This window comes from Kribbella sp. NBC_01510, assembly GCF_045040325.1.
Taxonomy (GTDB): Bacteria; Actinomycetota; Actinomycetes; order Propionibacteriales; family Kribbellaceae; genus Kribbella.
On the sequence record NZ_CP109418.1, the window covers coordinates 1996304 to 2014659 of the forward strand.

The window sequence follows — 18356 nt, forward strand, 5'->3', positions numbered from 1 at the left end:
GCATCAACCTTTCACCGGGACGATCTGGTTGGCGATCAAGGCCTGGTACGCCTCTGGGTTGTAGCGGGCGAGGTGACCGCGGGCCTTGCGGCGGTACTTGAGGATCTGGCGGGTGCCGATCGCCCACAGCACGTACTGGAAGGCCAGCGCCCACTTGAAGTCGGTGATGGTCTGCGGCGCCCCGCCCGACGAGGCGTCGAGCAGGATGCCGACCATGCCGATGCAGATCAGCGTGGCGATGAATCCGCCGGTGTTGACCATCCCATTGGCCGCACCGAAGCGAGTCGACGGGTTGAACGTCCGCGCGTAGTCCAGCCCGAGCATCGAACCCGGACCACCAGCGGCCTGTACGACGATCAGCAGCAGGAGCACCGGCATCGGCGCCTGTCCCGGCCAGAGCAGTACGACGGTCCACATGAGTACCGAACCCGAGATCACCGCCAGCACGATCCAGGACCGGTAGAACGGGAAGCGGGCCGCGTACCGTCCGACCAGCGGGCCATAACAGAGCCCTGCGAGCACGGGGAGAATCAGCATCGCCGCTGCGGTCGTCGGAGCCAGGCCTTGGCCCTGCACCAGGAACGGGTACCCCCAGAGCAGACCGAATGTGCTGCCGGAGAAGCTCGTGGTGAAATGCGTCCACAGCCCCAGCCGGGTGCCCGGCTCCTTCCAGGCTCTGCGCAGGTTGTTCCGTACCTCACCGAGCGACTGCTTGGCCCGTCGCAGCGGCTCGTCGTACGGAGTGTCCTTGATCAGGAACAGGACGGCCACACCCGTCACCAGGCTCAGGACGCTCGCACCGGCGAAGGTGCTGGTCCACCCGAAGGCGTGGAAGGCGGCAGCCATCGGCACGGTCGACATGATCGCGCCGAGGCCACCCAGCATGCCGGTCGCCTGCGACATCACCGGCTGCCGCAGCGCCGGGAACCAGGACATGACAACCCGCAACACGCTGATGAACACCAATGCGTCTCCGACACCCAGTACGGCGCGTGCCGCGAGGGCGGCCGGGTAGGAGTCGACCAGACTGAACGCGGACTGCGCCACGAAGAGCAGACCGGACGCAGCGATCAATAGCCGCTTCGAGCCGTACCGATCGAGCAAGATGCCCACAGGCACCTGCATCGCGGCGTACACGGTCAGCTGGACGACGGTGAAGCTGGCCAGCGCGGATGCGGAGATGTGGAAGCGCTCCGCGGCCTGCAGCCCGGCCACGCTCATCGAACCGCGGTGCAGCACGGTCACGAGGTAGGTGAAGACAGCAGTAGCCCACACCGCCCAGGCTCGCCGTCCGCCCAGGGGGAAGAGGAGTTCGGTCACCGAGTGCTCCGCAGGTCCGCCGCGGCGGTGTCGATGTGGGAGACCACGAGCTCGCGGAAACGCTTGACGCTGTTCCCACCGAGGGCGTCGATCATCTCCTGGTGCGCAGTGATCGACTTGTCCATCCGGGCCGGCTGCATCTCGATGCCGGGCACCCCCATCCGGACCTGGCGGTCGCGCAGGCTGTTGTAGAGCTTGGAGAGGATTTCGTTGCCGGCGGCACCGACGATGGCCTCGTGGAAGGCCCGGTCGGCCTCCAGGAAGGTCTTCGCGTCCCCAGCCTTGCGGTGCGCGCGCATCTCGTCGACGCGCTGCGTCAGAATCTCGATCAGCTGCTTGCGGCGCGGCCACACCTTGGCGGCCGCGTGCGTCTCGATCAGCTCGCGCGCCTCCAGGACGTCGTCGATCTCCTGCGGCAGCACCGGCAGGACGAGGGCGCCCTTCTTCGGGTACAGCTTCACCAGGCCGGACTCCTCCAGCCGGAGCAGCGCCTCCCGCACCGGGGTGCGCGACACTCCCACCGCCGTGGCCAGCTCACCCTCGGTGAGCAGCTCGCCGCCCGGGTACGTCCGGTCCAGGATCGCGGCCTTCACGTATGCGTAGACCCGCTCCGCCGCGGGGATCTTCTCCACCCCCGGCGCCGCCTCGACAACGACCCGCGCGATCTCCGCGGTCTCGTCGCCCAACTCGATTGCCGCCCTCGCCGGCTCATGCTCCGGCACCCCGCTGGTCACTGAACTCCCACCCATACGACTCGTATCTTTGTTGTATCTATCCTACACATACCTCTAATCCACCAGCCTGAGCCAGTATTCCCCAGCTTGTCCACGAGTTATCCACAGGCAGATCCACAGCATGTGGGCAACTGAGGGTGAACGGGCGGACGCTAAGTAGTGACAAGTGGAGGGTTTCCCCTGCGTTGTGGATGAACAACTCCGCCGGTCCGGAATCCGCTCTAAAGTCCCGGGTACCGAGCTTGGGCCCGTCCGCCCAGGCCCTGCACCGAGGAGGCGCCTGTGTCCCGAAGTTCCCGTCCCCGCCGACTGACTGCCGGCCTGGCCGCGGCCGCACTGGCCCTGACGACACTCGGTGCCGCGACCGCGCACGCCGTACCCAGCTCCGACTCCTCAGCAGCGGCCACGCCCGGGCCGCTGATGAACTACGTGGTCAACACGAAGGCCACCCCCGGGCATGTCCGCAAGGTGGAGGAGGCGGTCGAGGCAGCCGGCGGCACGGTGCTCAGCTCGTACGACCAGCTGGGCGTGGTGGTCGCGCAGTCGACCAACCCGGACTTCCGCACCGCCGTCCGCGCAGGGCACAACGGACGTGAGGTGCAGTCCGTCGGCGCCACCAGCACCGCCGCGGTCAGCGAAGGCCCAGCCGGCGCCGGTACGGCGTCCGCGGCCGGACTGAAGGCGGTCGACGAAACTCAGGCGACCCCGGTCCTCGACCCGCGCGAGGGCGAGCAGTGGGACATGGTCCAGATCAAGGCGGATCAGGCTCACCAGATCACCGACGGCTCCCGGCACGTGCTGGTCGGCATCAATGACAGCGGCGTCGACGACACCCACCCGGACCTCGCGCCGAACTTCGACGCGCAGGACTCGGTCAACTGTGTGAACAACGGCGTACCCAACACGACCCCCGGCGCCTGGCGCCCGACGACCAGCTCGCACGGCACGCACGTCGCCGGCACGGTCGCCGCGGCTCGTAACGGCGTCGGCATCGTCGGAGTGGCCCCGGGTGTCCGGATCGCGTCGGTCAAGGTGGTCAACGACGACGGGTTCATCTACCCGGAGTACTCGATCTGCGGCATCGTCTGGGCCGCCGAGCACCACATGGACGTCACCAACCACAGCTACTTCATCGACCCGTTCGAGTTCTGGTGCATGGACAACGGCGACCAGGGCGCGGTGCAGGAAGCGGTACGGCGCGCGTACGAGTGGGCGGCGGATCGCGGCACCCTGTCCGTCGCGGCGGCCGGCAACTCGAACTACGACCTGGCCAACAAGACCACCGACAACGGCAGCCCGAACGACACGACCCCGGTCCCCCGGCAGATCAACAACAACTGCCTGGACATGCCGACCGAGCTGCCCGGCGTGATCACCGTCGCCAGCACTACCCAGGCCGGCGCCCGCAGCAGCTTCTCCAACTTCGGCCTCAACAAGATCGACGTCGCCGCACCCGGCAGCTCGATCCTGTCCACGCTGCCTGGCGGCAAGTGGGGCCTGATGAGCGGCACATCGATGGCGTCGCCGCATGTGACCGGCGTCGCGGCTCTCCTGAAGTCGGTCCACCCGTGGTGGGGCCCGCGTGAGCTCGAGTCGGCGCTGCGCAAGGAAGCCAACGACACCGCGTGCCCGGCCACCCCGGACGCCCGCTGCACCGGCACCACCGCGAACAACTCCTTCTTCGGTGAAGGCATCGCCGACGCCCTCGACGCAGTCCACCGCTAACCCAAGCTGAGTGGGGGTCCCCCGCCCGGGACCCCCACTCCTCCAACCGCGGTCCGCCCCAAGCGCCCGCTACGCGGGCCGCTCCCACCCCTCGATGCGCGCTGCCGCGCTTCACCAACCACCCCGGTGGTCCCGCCAGCCCGCAGATCTTCAACAACCGTCAACCGGGGCGCTCCACCCGATGGAGCCCAGCCACACGTCGATCCCAGCCGCTGTGGTTCCCCCACGTCGAACCGTCGAACCGGATTCCGTGAGCCGCGGGGGCGGTGCTCGCTGTCGCTGGACCAGCGTTGTTTCGCAGGACTCAGTGCTGTGCCGGCCGCTTCGCGTTGTACTGGTTGAGGGCTGCGACGAGGGCTAGCCCGGCGGCCTCCACGACGTCCGTGGACGACGCCCGGACCGCGACCCGGCGGCCCGGCAGCTCCACCTCGAGCTCGACCTCTCCGACGGCCTCGCTGCCCGGGCCGACTGAGTACGCCCGGAATGCGACTACCCGTGCCTCCACGCCCGTCGCCTGCGAGATCGAATTGCACACCGCGTCGACGAGCCCGGTGCCAGAACCCTCAGCCTGCACCCGTTCCCCAGCCTGGGATAGCTTCACGTTGGCGCGCGGCCCGTCCTGCGTGCCCCCGGAGTACATGATGGCGTCGAGCTGCCAACTGGTGGACGGCTCCGTCATGCGATCCCCCTTGATGTCCAGCAAAGCCAGGGTCGGTACGGTCCTCGAAGTATGAACCCCAGCGAGACAGAATCGCCACAGCTGTCGGCGATCTGACGCCGTCCGTAGGGTGGGTCCATGTCGGTGCAGGTACGTGCAGTGACTGCGGATCGGTGGAGCGACCTGGTCAGCGTGTTCACCGGGACCATGGCGAGGACGTCGGGTGATGCCATCGTCAACTTCGCTCGCCGCGGGGAAGCGTCGCTCGGTACCGCGGGGTTGTCGCTCCTCTCCTGAACTGTGACGGCACGGACGGCCCGGCGTACAGTCTGACCAGGATCGAACGACCCGGGGTGCGATGTGGGCGTTGAGTGGCAGCTGTTCGAGTCAGGTCCGGCGGACGCCGAACATACCGTGCTGTTGCTTCCCGGCGGCATGTGCAGCGCGCGCTCGTACCTGGAGTTGACGCAGCAATCCAGTCTGTCCGGGCTGCGGCTGGTGGCGGCGACGATGCCCGGACACGCCGGCGCGCCGTCCCCGGACGACTACAGTCACGAGGCCTATGGCCGAATGACGGCGGACCTCGTGGCCGAGAAGGGTGCGGATGTCGTCGTCGGGTTCAGCATGGGCGCGAACGTGGCGTTGGAGATGGCGGAGAAGAAGCTCTTCACCGGCCCGACGGTGCTGCTCGGCATCAGCTTGTCGTTGCCGGACGAGTCGGCGTTCTTCATCAACGTCGTCCGATCGTCCAAGGTGCTGGGCGGCTTGCCGCTAGCGCTGATGAAGAAGTCCATCGGGCCGATGGTGAAAGGCATCCCGGTACCACCGGAGCGGCAGGCCGAGCTTGCCGCCGACTTCCGCAGGACCAGCACGCGGGACATGCGCCTCGGACTTCGCGAATACCTGAAGTGGCTGGAGAGCGGCGAGGATCACGCCGCGATGCTGTGCGGCTCGGGCGTACCGACGTGGGTCGTCCACGCGGAGAAGGGCGACGGCGGGCTCACCGACGCCGAGCGGCAAACGCTGGAGGCGTGTTCGACGGTCAAGATCGTGACGATTCCGGGCAGCGTGTTCTTCCTGCCGAACGAGGTGCCCGACCAGATCGCGTCTGTCGTCAACGATGCCGTCGCCGCGGTCAACGCGTGATTCCAGAGCCCGGAGACCGACGCCAACAGCGCCCGGACCTGCTTGATCCTCGGGTTGGGTCCTAGGCGGCGGGCTGCACGGCTCCCGTCAGAGCTCGGCGCGCAGGATCGACGCCGCGCCGGCCATAGCACGCATCTTTCCCTCCGCACTCGCGCGAGGCAGATACTTCATTCCGCAGTCGGTGGCGATGGTGATGCGGTCCCGGGAGGTGTAGGAGAAGGCTCGCCGTACCCGATCCGCGACCAGCTCGGCGGACTCGACCTCGGGGTCCGACAGGTCGATGACGCCGAGAATGATGGTCTTGTCGCTGAGGTCCTTCAGGACGCCGAGATCGAGACCTGACTGTGCGGTCTCGATCGAGATCTGGTCGGCCGAGCAGCCGGCCAGCTCGGGTAGGAACGAGTAGCCCTCGGGCCGTTCGTGGATGATCGCGGCGTACCCGAAGCAGATGTGGACGGCGGTGTTGCCGGTGACGCCGTCGAGGGCGGCGTTGAGCGCGGCGAGGCCGTACTCGCGGGCCGCCGCGGGCCGTGCCTGCATGTAGGGCTCGTCGATCTGGACCAGGTCGGCGCCGGCGGCGTGCAGGTCCTTGATCTCGGCGTTGACCGCGGCAGCGTACGCCAGAGCCGCCGACGCGAGGTCGGGGTAGTGGTCGTTCTGTGCTTGCTGCGACATCGTGAACGGGCCGGGCACGGTCATCTTGACCGTGTGGCCGGTGTTCGCCTTCAGGAACTCCACGTCGCGGACGCCGACGGAGTGCGGCCGCACGATCGGGCCGGCGATCCGCGGCACCGGGTTGGGATGCCCGCTGCGATCGAGGGCCGTCCCAGGGTTGTCGATATCGATGCCCTCGAGGGCGGTGGCGAAGTGGTTACTGTACGACTCGCGCCGCATCTCACCGTCGGTGATGATGTCGAGTCCCGCCTCCTCCTGGGCGCGGATGGCCAGCAACGTGGCGTCGTCCTGCGCCTGCTCGAGGTACTCCGCGTTGACCCGCCACAGCTCTTTCGCGCGCACCCGCGGGGGGAAGCGGCCGGCGAGCTTGGCCCGGTCGATCAGCCAGTCCGGCTGGGCGTAGCTGCCCACCAGCGAGGTCGGCAGGATCGGCAGCGGGGTCGAGGTCGCAGTCATTCTCGTGACTCTAGACCTGCCGCCCCCCGGTTGAGGAAGCGTCCGCTTCCCTCATGCAACACGACTGAACGGCTCGATCTAGCCTCCGCCGGCCGCCGGCGGCAAGTCCATCGACGCCCGCAGGTCCAGCAGTGCCGTGTACGGGACCGTGATGAGGCCGCGGGTCGGCCGGTCGAGGTCGAAGGTGACCAGCAACAGCAGCGACACGAACACCGCGGCGAGCATGATGGGGAGCATGCCCCGGCCAAGCACGGTGAGGTAGAGGCCGAGTAGGCCCAACGCCACCGCCGCGCCGACCACCTCGAGGACCAGGACCGGTGTGGGCACACGGTTGCTGAGTGCTGCGACACGCGAGGTCTGGCTGTCGATCATCGAGTTCAGGCTGTCGACGTACAGACGTGGAGCGCTCGCCTGAGGGGCCTCCCGCAGCGAGTCAGCGGCGAGCGCCCAGAGTTGACGCTGGATGGCCCCGCCGTCCGCCACGTCGCGTCGCGCCGCCGCGGAGCCCGGTCGCGTCGCCGACAGACGGATCTCCACGTCGGTGTAGCGCTTCAGCAACCCCAGCGACTGGCTACGGACGGGCTCCGACAGGGTCTGCGCCCGGAGGTAGGTGGTGCCGATCGCGTTCGCTTCCGTCACCAGTTCGACCCGCCGGGTCTCGTACCGACCCACCGCCATCGTCAACCCGAAGGCGAGAATGAGCGCCACGAACCCCAGCAACGCCGCCTGCACGACGCCGATCGGCTCTCGCCAGGTCTCGTGGCGACCGCGCAACTGACGCGCGACCAGCACACCGATCGCGCACGATCCCAGCACGATCAGGAGGAGAACGACACCAAGGACCAGGCTGGGCAGGGCGAAGAACATCTAGACCCCCAAACACGGCAGCCCTCGCTGGACGCGCGGCTTGATTGTGGCTCCGGCGAGTGCGCCGCGACATCCTCCCGGCCGGATGATCGGCTAGCCCGTGGTGATCAGGATGATGCCGGCGACGACGACGGCTGCGGCGAAGGCTCGGCGGGGGCCGAAGCGTTCGCCGAAGAAGATCGCGCCGATGATCGCGCCGAAGATGATGCTGGTTTCGCGGAGGGCTGCGATGGCGGCGAGGGTGCCTCGCGTTTGGGCCCAGAGGACCAGGCCGTAGGCAGCCATCGACACGACCCCGCCGGCGAGGCCCGAGAGGATTGCACCGCGGGGGAGGTTGAAGACGCGGGGGCCGCGCCACCAGATCACGACCAAGGGGACCGCGAAGCCCTGGAGCATGAAGACCCAACCCATGTACGTCGCGACCGGCATCTTGTGGACCGCCAGCCCGTCCACGACCGTGTACGCCGCGATCATCAGCCCGGTGCCGAACGCGGCCAGCAACGCCGGCGCCTGTCTCCGACCGGGCCGCCCGATGAACACCAGCGCGATGAGCCCTGCCGAGACCAGCAGCACGCCCGCCAGCTCGAGCACGGCCAGCGCCTGATGCAGTACGACGATCGACACCACCGCCACCACCCAGGGCGACGTACCGCGGGCCAACGGATACATCTGACTGAACTGACCGAGCTGGTACGACGCCAGCAGCCCACCCAGATACGCCACATGCAGCAACGCCGACGCGATGATGTATCCCCAGGTGCCCGCCGGCGGCAGGCCCATCACGAGCACCGCGACCAGCCCGATGACCCCGGCCGCGATCTCGAACAACGCCAGCCCAGCCACTCGATCCGGTGCCCCATGCGCCATCGCGTTCCACGTGGCGTGCAGCACCGCCGCCCCCAGCACCACCATCACGACCAGCACCGCTACACCCTCTCACCGGTCCAGCGTCCGCCGAGGTGATTTTTCGCCCAGCGGACCCCGCACCTGCGATCCCGTCGCGCGTTCGCCAGCCTCGCGCCAAGTGCCGGATCAGATGCTCGCGGGCATCCCGAACGCAGCAACGTGGTGGGATCCGACGAAGGCGTTGCTCGCCACGATCTTGCCGTTCTCGACGGTGAGAACGTCGACGACCAATGCGTCGTACCGATCGCTGCCGGGGCGTCGGAGATAGCAGATCAGGGCAGGCCGGCCGTTGGCAGCGGACGGGAACGTGCGCCAATCCATCGGCCTCGCCAGGAACTCGGCCGCCGCCTCGCTCCCGAAGACTGGTGGGTCCGGCGGCATGGTGATGCGCACGTCTTCGGCCAGCAACTCCCGGAAGGTCGCGGGATCGGTAGCTGCTGCATAGCGACGCAGGATTTCCTCGTCCTCGCTGGTCAGCACCGGCCTGCGCCAGTGCCGGGAGTCACCGGGCGCATAGTGCCGGAGTGTCTTCCGGGCTCGCTGGATCAAGCTGTTCACCGCGGGCACCGCGAGTCCGAGGGCGTCGGCGATCTCGGCCGCTGTCCAACCGGAGACGTCGCGCAGCACGAACGCCGCCCGTTGCCGTGGCGGCAGATACATCAGCGCGGCGATGAGCGCGAGTTCGACGGTCTCCCGTGCTACCAGATCTGATGGCGGGTCGTCGCCCAGCAGCGCGTCGGGATACGGCCCGATCTCGGTGCTCCATTCCATCGGGTCACCGACCGGTATGGTCCGCCGCGCCGCGGCCTTGCGGTGATCAAGGTAGACATTGGTGGCGATCCGGTAGAGCCAGGTCCGGATCGACGCCCTCTCCGCGTACTGCGCCCGGGAGCGCCAGCCGCGCAGGAAGGTCTCCTGGACCAGGTCGTCGGCGTCGGCGACATTCCCGGCGAGTCGGTAGCAGTGCGCATGCAACGGGCGCCGGTGCTCCTCGAACGCGTCCTGGAACCACGCGTCGTCCGCCGTACTCGTCATGCGCTCAGGTCCTCCCGGATCCTGCTGATCGTGCCCGCTCGTACGCCGTACCCCGGCGACGTCGCCGAAAGTGCGATGACGATCCGACCGGGCGCTCGTCGATATTCATAACACCAACCCAGACCGACGAGGAGAACCCCATGACCGAAGCGACGGCATCGCCACAGATCGTCGACCGTGAGACCTGGAGTCGTGAACGCCAGGCCCTCCTGGTCCGGGAGAAGGCCCACACCCGTGCGGGCGACGCGATCGCGGCGGCCCGGCGCCGGCTGCCGATGACCGAGGTCGACGCCGCGGCCACACTGGTCGGGCAGGATGGACCTGTCGCGTTCCTGGACGTCTTCGACGGGCGCGACCAACTCGTCGCGTACAAGCACATGTGGCACACCGGCGCAGGGATCGAAGGCCAGTGCGAGGGGTGCACCGCAAGCATCTTCGACGTGCACGACGCCAGCTATCTGAACCATCGCGGAGTGTCCTTCGCGGTCTTCTGCGAGGGGCCGTGGGAGGAGATCGCGCCGTTCCGCGAATTCATGGGCTACAGGTTGCCGTGGTACTCGATGCTCGAGGTCGAAGATCGCGGCGTCGGGACCGGGCTCATCGACGAGCCGGGCTACCTCGCCTGCTACCTGCGCATCGGCGACCGGGTCTTCCTCACCAACGAGACAGTCGGTCGCGGCGTCGAAGCCACCATGGTGCAGGCCCACCTGCTCGATCTGACGGTCTACGGTCGTCAGGAGGCCTGGGAGGACTCGCCGGCGGGCTGGCCGGAGGATCGGACCTACACCTGGTGGAAGAAGGACGGCCGCCCCGTCCCGCAATGGACCAGGCCGGGCGCCGCACCACTCGACGAATCCACAGCATCGGCCGGACATTGCTGTGGATGAGGTGCCGGCACACCGGCCGTGACCAACGGGGGTGCTTACAGCAGGCCGAGCTCCCACAGACTCTCGGCGGTTTCGACGACGGTGGTCTCGGCCGGGCGCGGGCGCCATCCGAGCTCGGTGACTGCCCGCTCGTTGTGGATGATCGGCCGGGGCGGATCCTCGCCCGGCGCCTCCTGCGTCGGTGCGAGCGCGGCGAGCGGTCCGAGCAGTCGGCGGAGGATGCCGGCGATCTCGAGGAAGCTGAGTGTAGGCCCGTCGGCAACGGCCAGGTAGCGCTTGCCGGCGGCCGTGGGCTCGGCCATGGCGCGGAGGTGGAGATCGGCCACGTCGCGGACATCGACGATGCCGAAGCGCTGCCGGGGCGCGACGGACATCGTGCCGTCGAGCATCATCTTGATCAGCTGCGTCGACGACCGCAGCTCGGTCGTGAGCGTGGGACCGAAGATGCCGGTCGGGTTGAGCACGACGAGCTCGGTGTCGCCACCCGCGCCGTTCATCAGGTCCCACGCGGCCCGCTCGGCGATCGCCTTCGAGCGCGGGTACGGCGCCAGGCCCGGCGTATCGGGATCCGTCCAGTCGTCCTCGGTGTACTCGGCCCCCGGCTTGCGGGAGTACCCGACCGCGGCGAAGGACGACGTCAGTACGACGCGCCGCGCCCTCGCGTCACGCGCGGCACGCAGCACGCGGAGCGCTCCGTCGCGGGCGGGGACGATCAGCTCGTCGGGGTCATCGGGCTGGGCGATCGGGATCGGCGACGCCACATGGTGAATCTCGTCGCACCCGGCCACCGCGGCCGGCCAACCGTCGTCGGTCATGAGGTCGGCCGCGACAATCTCCAGGCCGGAGTCGTCCGCACCGCCGCGTCGCACGGCCGCGCGCAGTTCGGGTCCACGAGCCGTCGAGCGGACCGTCGTACGGACCGAGCGTCCGGACTTCAACAGGGCTGCGATCAGCTGGGTCCCGAGGTAGCCCGAGCCGCCGGTGACCAGGACCGGCGTCATCGCAGTGCCGCCAGGTCGCCGACCACGTCCATTACCCGGTCGATCGCGTGAGCCTCCGCAGTGGAGTCGGCGCGGTCGCGGGCGTCCCACAGGGCCGCCTTCTCGCGCAGATATTCGAGCCGGACCTGCTGGGCGACGATTTCGGCCTCGATCCGCTCGGCGTGACGGAGCAGGAGATCACGCTGTTCGGCCGCGGCCTCGCGCCCGCGGGCACGGTTGGCCAGGTAGGTGCGCATGTCCTCGATGCCGACGCCGGCCGCGCGCAGGCAGGCCAACGCCTCGAGTACGTCGAGATCCTCGGTGCGGTACCGCCGATGTCCGCTGCGCTGGTCGCGGCCGATCGGGCCGACCAGCCCGGCCTCCTCGTAGTAGCGCAGCGTCGGCTCGCTCAGCCCGCTCCGCCGCGACACCTCCTGGATGGTGAAAGCTGTCATGCAGCCCACCGTCACACACCTCAAGCGCTTGAGGTCAAACAGAAAGGCCCGGGGTGATGACCCCGGGCCTTTCGTGGCGTACGTCGTACCCCTAGAACATCAGCGCTCGCGCCGGGTCCTCGAGGATGCTGGCGACATCGGCGAGGAAGATCGAGCCCTTCTCGCCGTCGATCAGGCGGTGGTCGAAGGACAGGGCGAGGGTGGTGATCCAGCGCGGGACGATCTCGTCGTCCACCACCCACGGCTGCTTGCGGACCGCGCCGAAGGCGAGGATCGCCGCCTCGCCCGGGTTGATGATCGGGGTGCCGGCGTCGACGCCGAAGACGCCGACGTTGGTGATCGTGAACGAGCCGCCGGCCTGGTCGGCCGGTTGCGTCCTGCCCTCGCGGGCGGTGGCGACCAGGTCGTTCAGCGCCGCGCAGAGCTCGGGCAGGGTGAGGGCGTCCGCGTTCTTGATGTTCGGGACGATCAGCCCGCGCGGGGTGGCCGCGGCGATGCCGAGGTTGACCGCGCCCTTGTAGACGATCTCCTGCGCCTGCTCGTCCCACGCCGCGTTGATGATCGGCGTACGGCGAGCCGCCAGCGTGACCGCCTTCGCGACGATCAGCAACGGCGACACCTTGAGCTCCCGGAACGCCTTGTCGGCCTTGAGCCGGTCGACGAGCTCCATCGTGGCGCTGACGTCGACGGTGATCCACTCGGTGACGTGCGGCGCCGTGAACGCGCTGGCAACCATCGCCTGCGCCATCACCTTCTGCACACCCTTGACCGGCACGCGGGTGTCTTCGCGGCCACTCACCACGGGAGCAGGTTCGTAAGCCGGCGCGACCGGAGCCGCCTCGACCGGAGCCGCGACATGCCCCTCGACGTCCTGCCGGGTGATGATCCCACCCGGTCCGGTCGCCGTCACCGTCGCCAGATCGACCCCCAGATCCTTGGCCAGCTTCCGCACCGGCGGCTTCGCCAGCACATGCACGCCGTTGCCCCCGGCAACTTCAGTCGGCGCACCAGTATGCGCCGCAGGCGCAGCCACAGCCGGGGTAGACGCGACGGCGGGCGCCGCGGCGGCGGGCGCCGGCACGGCGGTTGCCGGGGCAGCACCACCCGCAGCCGGACCCGGCGCCGAGCCGGCGGAGGCTGCGGGAGTCTTGCGAGCCCGCCGCTTGGCTTCGGTTGTCTTCGGGCCGTAGCCGACGAGGACAGCGGTCCGGCCGCCGGTCTTGTCCTCTTCTTCCGGGATCGACGGGACGAGGTCCTCGGCGGCGGCCGCCGCGTCGTCCGCGGAGTCGGTCTGGACCGCGATGATCGGCGTACCGACAGGGACTGTTTCGCCTTCGGGAACCAGGAGTTCGCTGATGGTGCCGGCGAAGGGGACGGGGAGTTCTACCAGGGACTTGGCGGTCTCGATCTCGACCACCGTGTCGTTGAGTTTGACCGTGTCGCCGGGCTTGACCTTCCAGCTGACGATCTCGGCCTCGACCAGGCCCTCACCCACGTCGGGGAGGCGGAAGTGCTGGATGCCCATCAGTACCCCATCACCCGGTCGACCCCGTCGAGCACCCGGTCCAGATCGGGGAGGTAGTCCTCTTCCGTCCGTGACGCCGGGTAGGGCAGGTCGTACCCGGTGACGCGCAGGACCGGCGCCTCCAGGTGGTAGAAGCACTCCTCGGTGACCCGCGCCGCGATCTCCGCACCCGGGCCGAGCGTGAACGGCGCCTCGTGCACCACGACCGCCCGCCGGGTCTTCTTGACCGAGGCGAAGATCGTCGCCAGGTCCAGCGGCGAGATCGTCCGCAGGTCGACGACCTCGAGCTGCCGGCCGTCCTCGACCGCGGCCTCGGCGGCCTGCACGCAGGTCTTCACCATCGGGCCGTAACAGAACAGTGTCGCGTCGGTGCCTTCGCGGACCACCTTCGCCTGGTGCAGCGGCAACGCCGGCGGGACGGACTCGTCCAGCTCCGCCTTCTCGTGGTACCGCCGCTTCGGCTCGAAGAAGACCACCGGGTCGTCCGAGGCGATCGCCTGCTGGATCATCCAGTACGCGTCGACCGGGTCGCCGCACGCGACGACCTTCAGACCGGGAACGTGCGCGAACAGCGTCTCCGGCGACTCCGAGTGGTGCTCGACCGCGCCGATGCCGCCGCCGAACGGGATCCGGATCACCACCGGCATCTTGATCCGACCGGCCGACCGGTAGTGCATCTTCGCGACCTGGTTGATGATCTGGTCGTACGCCGGGAACACGAAGCCGTCGAACTGGATCTCGCAGACCGGCCGGTACCCGCGCAGCGCGAGGCCGACCGCGGTTCCGATGATGCCGGACTCGGCCAGCGGGGTGTCGATCACCCGGTCCTCGCCGAAGTCCTTCTGCAGACCCTCGGTGACCCGGAAGACCCCGCCGAGCTTGCCGATGTCCTCACCCATCACGACGACCTTGGGGTCGGCCTCCATCGCGGCCCGCAGGCCGGCGTTGATGCCCTTGCCGAGACTGATCTTCGTCATCGCTCAGCCCTCGCCTTCGAACGACGCGGCGTACGCGGCGAACTGTGCCTTCTGCTCGACCAGCTGCGGCGTCTGCTCGACGTACACCTGGTCGAAGAAGTCGGTCAGCACCGGGTCCGGCATCGACAGGCAGCCGGCCCGCAGCTCGGCGGCGATCTTGTCCGCCTCGGCCTCGACCTCGTCGAAGAAGTCGTGGTCGACCCCGGCGGTGCGGGCCAGGTAGGCGTGCACCCGCTCGATCGGGTCCTTCAGCTTCCAGTGCTCGAGATCCTCGTTGAGCCGGTACTTCGTCGGGTCGTCGGAGGTGGTGTGGGCGCCCATCCGGTAGGTGTAGGCCTCGATCAGCGTCGGGCCACTGCCTTCCCGCGCCCGCTTGAGCGCCTGCTGGGCGACGGCGTACGTCGCGAGTACGTCGTTGCCGTCGACGCGGACGCCGGGGAAGCCGAAGCCGGCCGCGCGCTGGTACAGCGGGATCCGGGTCTGCCGGTCGATCGGCTCGGAGATGGCCCACTGGTTGTTCTGGCAGAAGAACACGACCGGTGCGTTGAAGACCGAGGCCCAGATGAAGGCCTCGTTCACGTCGCCCTGGCTGCTGGCGCCGTCGCCGAAGTACGCGATCGTGGCCTCGCCGTTCTCGGCGTCGCCGATCGCGTGGTCGCGCTGCTGGCCCATCGCGTACCCGGTCGCGTGCAGCGTCTGGGCGCCGATCACGATCGTGTAGAGGTGGAAGTTGTTGTCCTTCGGGTCCCAGCCGCCCTGGTCGACGCCGCGGAACAGGCCGAGCAGCCGCAGCGGGTCGACGCCCTGGCACCAGGCGACACCGTGCTCGCGGTAGGTCGGGAAGACCATGTCCTTGGCGTTCAGGGCGCGGCCGGAGCCGATCTGCGCGGCCTCCTGGCCGAGCAGCGACGCCCACAGGCCGAGCTCACCCTGGCGTTGCAGGGCGGTCGCCTCGGTGTCGATCCGGCGGACCAGGGTCATGTCCCGGTAGAACCCCTTGATCGCGTCGTCGTCGAGCTCGAACGCGTAGTCCGGGTGCTCGACGCGCTCACCTTCGGGCGTCAGCAGCTGGACGAACTCGACCTCCTCGGAGGCCTGGGGTGGGCTGACCGGCGCCTCGACGGGCGCGAACACTTCCGGGGTGGTCCCCGGCACCGACTCACTCACATGCACTCCTCGGGTTCGAGCGCGGGATCGCCGCGACCGCAACGTTGCACGGGGCCGGCCCGTTGTGCCGGATGAGGCTTCGCAGGCAGGACCGCGTGGATCCAGGGGGTTGATGCACTGTTGGGCAGTGGACCTTCCTCACTGGTCTCACTCCCATCTTGCCGGACACCGTACCCAGCGGGTGCCTGATCCGCTAACTGTCTGGACGCGAGCGGGTACGACGGTACGGAAACCGGTCCTGGAGTGAGACACCAGTCCATCCACTGGTCCCATCACCGCGCTCATATTACAGAGATCGGCCGACCTCGACAGCATGTGTCACAAATCTGTCACGACCTGGGCAGCTTCTCGAGCCGGACCAGCTTGAAATTGGTGCCCTCGCGGTCCCCGTCACCGGGCGTGTTCTCGCCGTCGTGTACCGCGAACAGGCCGTGCCGGAACCGCGGCCCGAGCGGCCGAGTCGTCACAGCGTGACAGTCATCGCAGCAACCAGGACACCGGCGATCCGCATCCAGCTCTCCTCACCCTCGGGGTCGTAGCGGGCACCTTGCCCGGCGCCGGTGGCCTGGCGGGAAACAGCGGATTGCTGGCCGGATACCGGCTTGCGCGGCGGCCCGCGCGCGCTTAGCGTAAGCATCGTTAACGCATGACACCCCTGACAAGCTGAGGAGACCCGGATGGCCGCGTCCGCTCCGGCCGCACTGCCCGAGACCGGCACCCGGCCGGCATCGGGGGCGATGATCTGGACGGCGCTCGCGGTGGTGTACGTCGTCTGGGGTTCGACCTACCTGGCCATCCGGGTGGTCGTGGACGCGAAGATCCCGCCGATGCTCGGGATGGCCACCCGGTTCCTCACCGCGGCGGTGCTGCTGGCCGCGGCGCTGAGCCTGAAGTCGGGCTGGCGGCGGCTGCGGATCACCCGGCGCGAGGCGCTCGGCGCGGCCACCGTCGGCATCCTGCTGCTTGCCTTCGGCAACGGTGCGGTCGCGATCGCGGAGCAGACCGTCCCGTCCGGCCTGGCCGCGTTGCTGGTCGCCGCGATCCCGTTGTGGCTGATGCTGCTGCGAGTCGGCGGCGGTGAGCGACCCCGCGCGCTGACGTGGGTCGGCGTACTGATCGGCTTCTGTGGCGCCGCGCTGCTCGCGTTGTCAGGTGGCAACACGAGCGCGAAGCCGCTGTCGGTGGCGATCCTGGTGGTCGGAACGATCTGCTGGGCGATCGGATCCCGGTTCGCTCCGCGACTCGGACTGCCGCGCGACCCGCTGGTGACCGCGCTGTACGAGATGGTCTTCGGCGGTACGGCGATGCTGCTGATCGGCGTACTGCGGGGCGAGCCCGGACGGCTGCATCTCGGGCGGATCGACGGGTCCGGGTGGTTCGCGCTGGCCTACCTGGTCGTGTTCGGCTCGCTGCTCGCGTACTCGGCGTACTCATATCTCTTGGCGAACGCGCCGATCTCGCTGATCGGGACGTACGCGTACGTGAACCCGGCGGTCGCCGTCCTGCTCGGGTGGCTGATCCTCGACGAGCACATCACCTGGCAGATCCTGCTCGGCGGTGCGGTGATCATCATCGGCGTCGCGCTGGTCGTCACGGCCGAACGCCGGCGCAGCACCACCTGACCGGGCCTTCTCCTGAATGGAAAGACCCGGGCCCACGAGGGACCCGGGTCTCCCACCGCTGCCGATGCGCGCGGCAGCGGGCCTTGGTTTGCCGGCCGGCGCCCTGCCCCGAAAAAACACGGCGCGAAACTCCGGCAATGGTTGCAACGACATTCCGATTCATCGTGGTATTGCCTATTCGGCGACCACCGAGCCCACCGAGAACAATCTTCCGATTCACCGGGTTTCATCCGTCACCCGCGCTGACTCAACGACCTACCGCGGCATCGGTTACGGGCCCTTCCATCTCAACTTCCGCTCGCTCCGGCGACCACCTGATCACCGGGAAGTTGCCTGGTCAGCACGGATTCGGCTGCGCTGTCAGTGAACTCATCACCGGCCGGCTATGAGCGCCGGGACCGCTCGAATATCTGACAAGAAAGTTTGTAACCGGCGTAGCCAGGTGTCGTTAGCACTAAGACGAATCCGTCAAACCCGAAAGGAAACCTGGCATAATGCAGGTAACTCGCAAGATCGCCGCTGCCGCGGCTGTGGCGACCGTCGCCACGCTGGGCCTGGCCACCGTTGTGAGCGCGAACGTTCTCGACGACACGCAGAAGAAGGCTCAGGACACCGGCCTGGCCGACGCCGCGTCGCTGGCCAGCAAGGCCTACGGCAACCACGGCTGGTACGGCGTCAAGCGCGATGGCGGGCTGCTCGCCATCGACGACAACAACGTCGGCCCGTTCCAGGCCTGCCACCTGTTCGGTTCCGGCACCGGCATCGGCGGCAACGTGCCGGCGAGCGATGTCGTCGGCGTCGTCGGCTTCTGGAACAACGGCAACTCGGTCACCGCTGTCAAGACCTGCGAGCAGGGCAACACGCAGGCCAACCACAAGTGGTACAAGATGGGCGACAACGGTCTGCTGTCGGTCAGCCGCAACAACGTCGGCCCGTGGCAGGCCTGCCACAACGAGCTGTCCGCGACCGGCATCGGCGGGAACGTGCCGCTGACCAACCTGTCGGGCGTCCTGGGCCTGGGCAACAACGGCAACTCCGTTGACACGCTGAAGACCTGCGAGCAGGACTCCGAGCAGAACAACTGACCCTCCCTGGTCAGTGATGCAGGACCCGAAAGAGCCACCTCGGTGGGGTGACTGATTCGGTAGCACCATCCGCGGCGCCGGGAGAAAGCCTCACTCCTCCCGGCGCCGCATCACACCCGGCCCTTTGTCACAGCAA

20 protein-coding genes are annotated in these 18356 nt (G+C 68.5%); 6 read left to right on the forward strand and 14 right to left on the reverse strand.

Annotated elements, in window-relative coordinates:
- Window positions 1-3: 3 nt before the first annotated feature.
- Both OG558_RS09880 and OG558_RS09885 read right to left on the reverse strand, forming a co-directional pair.
- Window positions 4-1320, reverse strand: coding sequence for an MFS transporter (locus OG558_RS09880; RefSeq protein WP_328524610.1), 1317 nt, complete (start codon window positions 1318-1320; stop codon window positions 4-6).
- A complete protein-coding gene (locus OG558_RS09885; RefSeq protein WP_405069945.1) occupies window positions 1317-2054 on the reverse strand; it encodes a GntR family transcriptional regulator in 738 nt (245 codons plus the stop codon). Before OG558_RS09885 ends, OG558_RS09880 begins: the two co-directional genes overlap by 4 nt.
- A 282-nt stretch (window positions 2055-2336) precedes the next feature.
- Between OG558_RS09885 and OG558_RS09890 the strand changes: the two genes are divergently transcribed.
- Window positions 2337-3779, forward strand: coding sequence for a S8 family peptidase (locus OG558_RS09890; protein WP_405069946.1), 1443 nt, complete (start codon window positions 2337-2339; stop codon window positions 3777-3779).
- 304 nt (window positions 3780-4083) lie between these two features.
- On the opposite strand, the gene OG558_RS09895 is transcribed toward OG558_RS09890, so the two are convergent.
- A complete protein-coding gene (locus tag OG558_RS09895) occupies window positions 4084-4458 on the reverse strand; it encodes an alpha-isopropylmalate synthase regulatory domain-containing protein (protein ID WP_405069948.1) in 375 nt (124 codons plus the stop codon).
- Between the two features lie 117 nt (window positions 4459-4575).
- On the opposite strand from OG558_RS09895, the gene OG558_RS09900 reads away from it, so the two are divergent.
- Both OG558_RS09900 and OG558_RS09905 read left to right on the forward strand, forming a co-directional pair.
- Window positions 4576-4734, forward strand: coding sequence for a hypothetical protein (locus OG558_RS09900; protein WP_405069949.1), 159 nt, complete (start codon window positions 4576-4578; stop codon window positions 4732-4734).
- A gap of 63 nt (window positions 4735-4797) precedes the next feature.
- Window positions 4798-5583 (forward strand): alpha/beta fold hydrolase, encoded by a 786-nt coding sequence (locus OG558_RS09905; protein ID WP_405069950.1) that lies wholly within the window; start codon window positions 4798-4800, stop codon window positions 5581-5583.
- 87 nt (window positions 5584-5670) lie between these two features.
- Here OG558_RS09905 and OG558_RS09910 read toward each other — a convergent pair whose 3' ends face one another.
- From OG558_RS09910 to OG558_RS09925, 4 genes are all read right to left on the reverse strand, one after another.
- Entirely contained in the window at window positions 5671-6714 is a 1044-nt protein-coding gene (locus tag OG558_RS09910) for a hypothetical protein (RefSeq protein WP_405069951.1), read from the reverse strand.
- 78 nt (window positions 6715-6792) lie between these two features.
- Window positions 6793-7581, reverse strand: a complete 789-nt coding sequence (locus OG558_RS09915; RefSeq protein WP_405069952.1) for a hypothetical protein — start codon at window positions 7579-7581, stop codon at window positions 6793-6795.
- 93 nt (window positions 7582-7674) lie between these two features.
- On the reverse strand, window positions 7675-8505 hold the full coding sequence (locus OG558_RS09920) for an EamA family transporter (protein WP_405069953.1): 831 nt from the start codon (window positions 8503-8505) through the stop codon (window positions 7675-7677).
- Between the two features lie 108 nt (window positions 8506-8613).
- Window positions 8614-9522 carry an RNA polymerase subunit sigma-70 gene (locus tag OG558_RS09925; protein ID WP_405069954.1) on the reverse strand — a complete coding sequence of 303 codons (909 nt, stop codon included), beginning with the start codon at window positions 9520-9522 and terminating at the stop codon, window positions 8614-8616.
- Between the two features lie 140 nt (window positions 9523-9662).
- Between OG558_RS09925 and OG558_RS09930 the strand changes: the two genes are divergently transcribed.
- Window positions 9663-10409: a DUF899 family protein gene (locus tag OG558_RS09930; protein WP_405069955.1), complete on the forward strand. Its 747-nt coding sequence runs from the start codon at window positions 9663-9665 to the stop codon at window positions 10407-10409.
- A 35-nt stretch (window positions 10410-10444) separates the two neighbouring features.
- Here OG558_RS09930 and OG558_RS09935 read toward each other — a convergent pair whose 3' ends face one another.
- From OG558_RS09935 to OG558_RS09965, 7 genes are all read right to left on the reverse strand, one after another.
- Complete coding sequence (locus OG558_RS09935; protein WP_405069956.1) at window positions 10445-11410, reverse strand: NAD-dependent epimerase/dehydratase family protein; 966 nt, start codon at window positions 11408-11410, stop codon at window positions 10445-10447.
- Window positions 11407-11844: a MerR family transcriptional regulator gene (locus OG558_RS09940; protein WP_328524620.1), complete on the reverse strand. Its 438-nt coding sequence runs from the start codon at window positions 11842-11844 to the stop codon at window positions 11407-11409. Before OG558_RS09940 ends, OG558_RS09935 begins: the two co-directional genes overlap by 4 nt.
- Before the next feature lie 91 nt (window positions 11845-11935).
- Complete coding sequence (locus tag OG558_RS09945; protein WP_405069957.1) at window positions 11936-13369, reverse strand: dihydrolipoamide acetyltransferase family protein; 1434 nt, start codon at window positions 13367-13369, stop codon at window positions 11936-11938.
- The gene (locus tag OG558_RS09950; RefSeq protein ID WP_329482888.1) at window positions 13369-14346 is read right to left on the reverse strand and encodes an alpha-ketoacid dehydrogenase subunit beta; all 978 of its coding nucleotides are present in this window, start codon (window positions 14344-14346) and stop codon (window positions 13369-13371) included. Before OG558_RS09950 ends, OG558_RS09945 begins: the two co-directional genes overlap by 1 nt.
- Window positions 14347-14349: 3 nt before the next feature.
- Window positions 14350-15513: a pyruvate dehydrogenase (acetyl-transferring) E1 component subunit alpha gene (gene pdhA / locus OG558_RS09955; RefSeq protein ID WP_405069959.1), complete on the reverse strand. Its 1164-nt coding sequence runs from the start codon at window positions 15511-15513 to the stop codon at window positions 14350-14352.
- A gap of 329 nt (window positions 15514-15842) precedes the next feature.
- Window positions 15843-15980, reverse strand: coding sequence for a hypothetical protein (locus OG558_RS09960; protein ID WP_405069960.1), 138 nt, complete (start codon window positions 15978-15980; stop codon window positions 15843-15845).
- On the reverse strand, window positions 15977-16150 hold the full coding sequence (locus OG558_RS09965; protein ID WP_405069961.1) for a hypothetical protein: 174 nt from the start codon (window positions 16148-16150) through the stop codon (window positions 15977-15979). Before OG558_RS09965 ends, OG558_RS09960 begins: the two co-directional genes overlap by 4 nt.
- 40 nt (window positions 16151-16190) lie before the next feature.
- Between OG558_RS09965 and OG558_RS09970 the strand changes: the two genes are divergently transcribed.
- Both OG558_RS09970 and OG558_RS09975 read left to right on the forward strand, forming a co-directional pair.
- Complete coding sequence (locus OG558_RS09970) at window positions 16191-17135, forward strand: EamA family transporter (protein WP_405069962.1); 945 nt, start codon at window positions 16191-16193, stop codon at window positions 17133-17135.
- Between the two features lie 494 nt (window positions 17136-17629).
- Window positions 17630-18220, forward strand: a complete 591-nt coding sequence (locus OG558_RS09975) for a hypothetical protein (RefSeq protein ID WP_328524625.1) — start codon at window positions 17630-17632, stop codon at window positions 18218-18220.
- Window positions 18221-18356 lie beyond the last annotated feature (136 nt).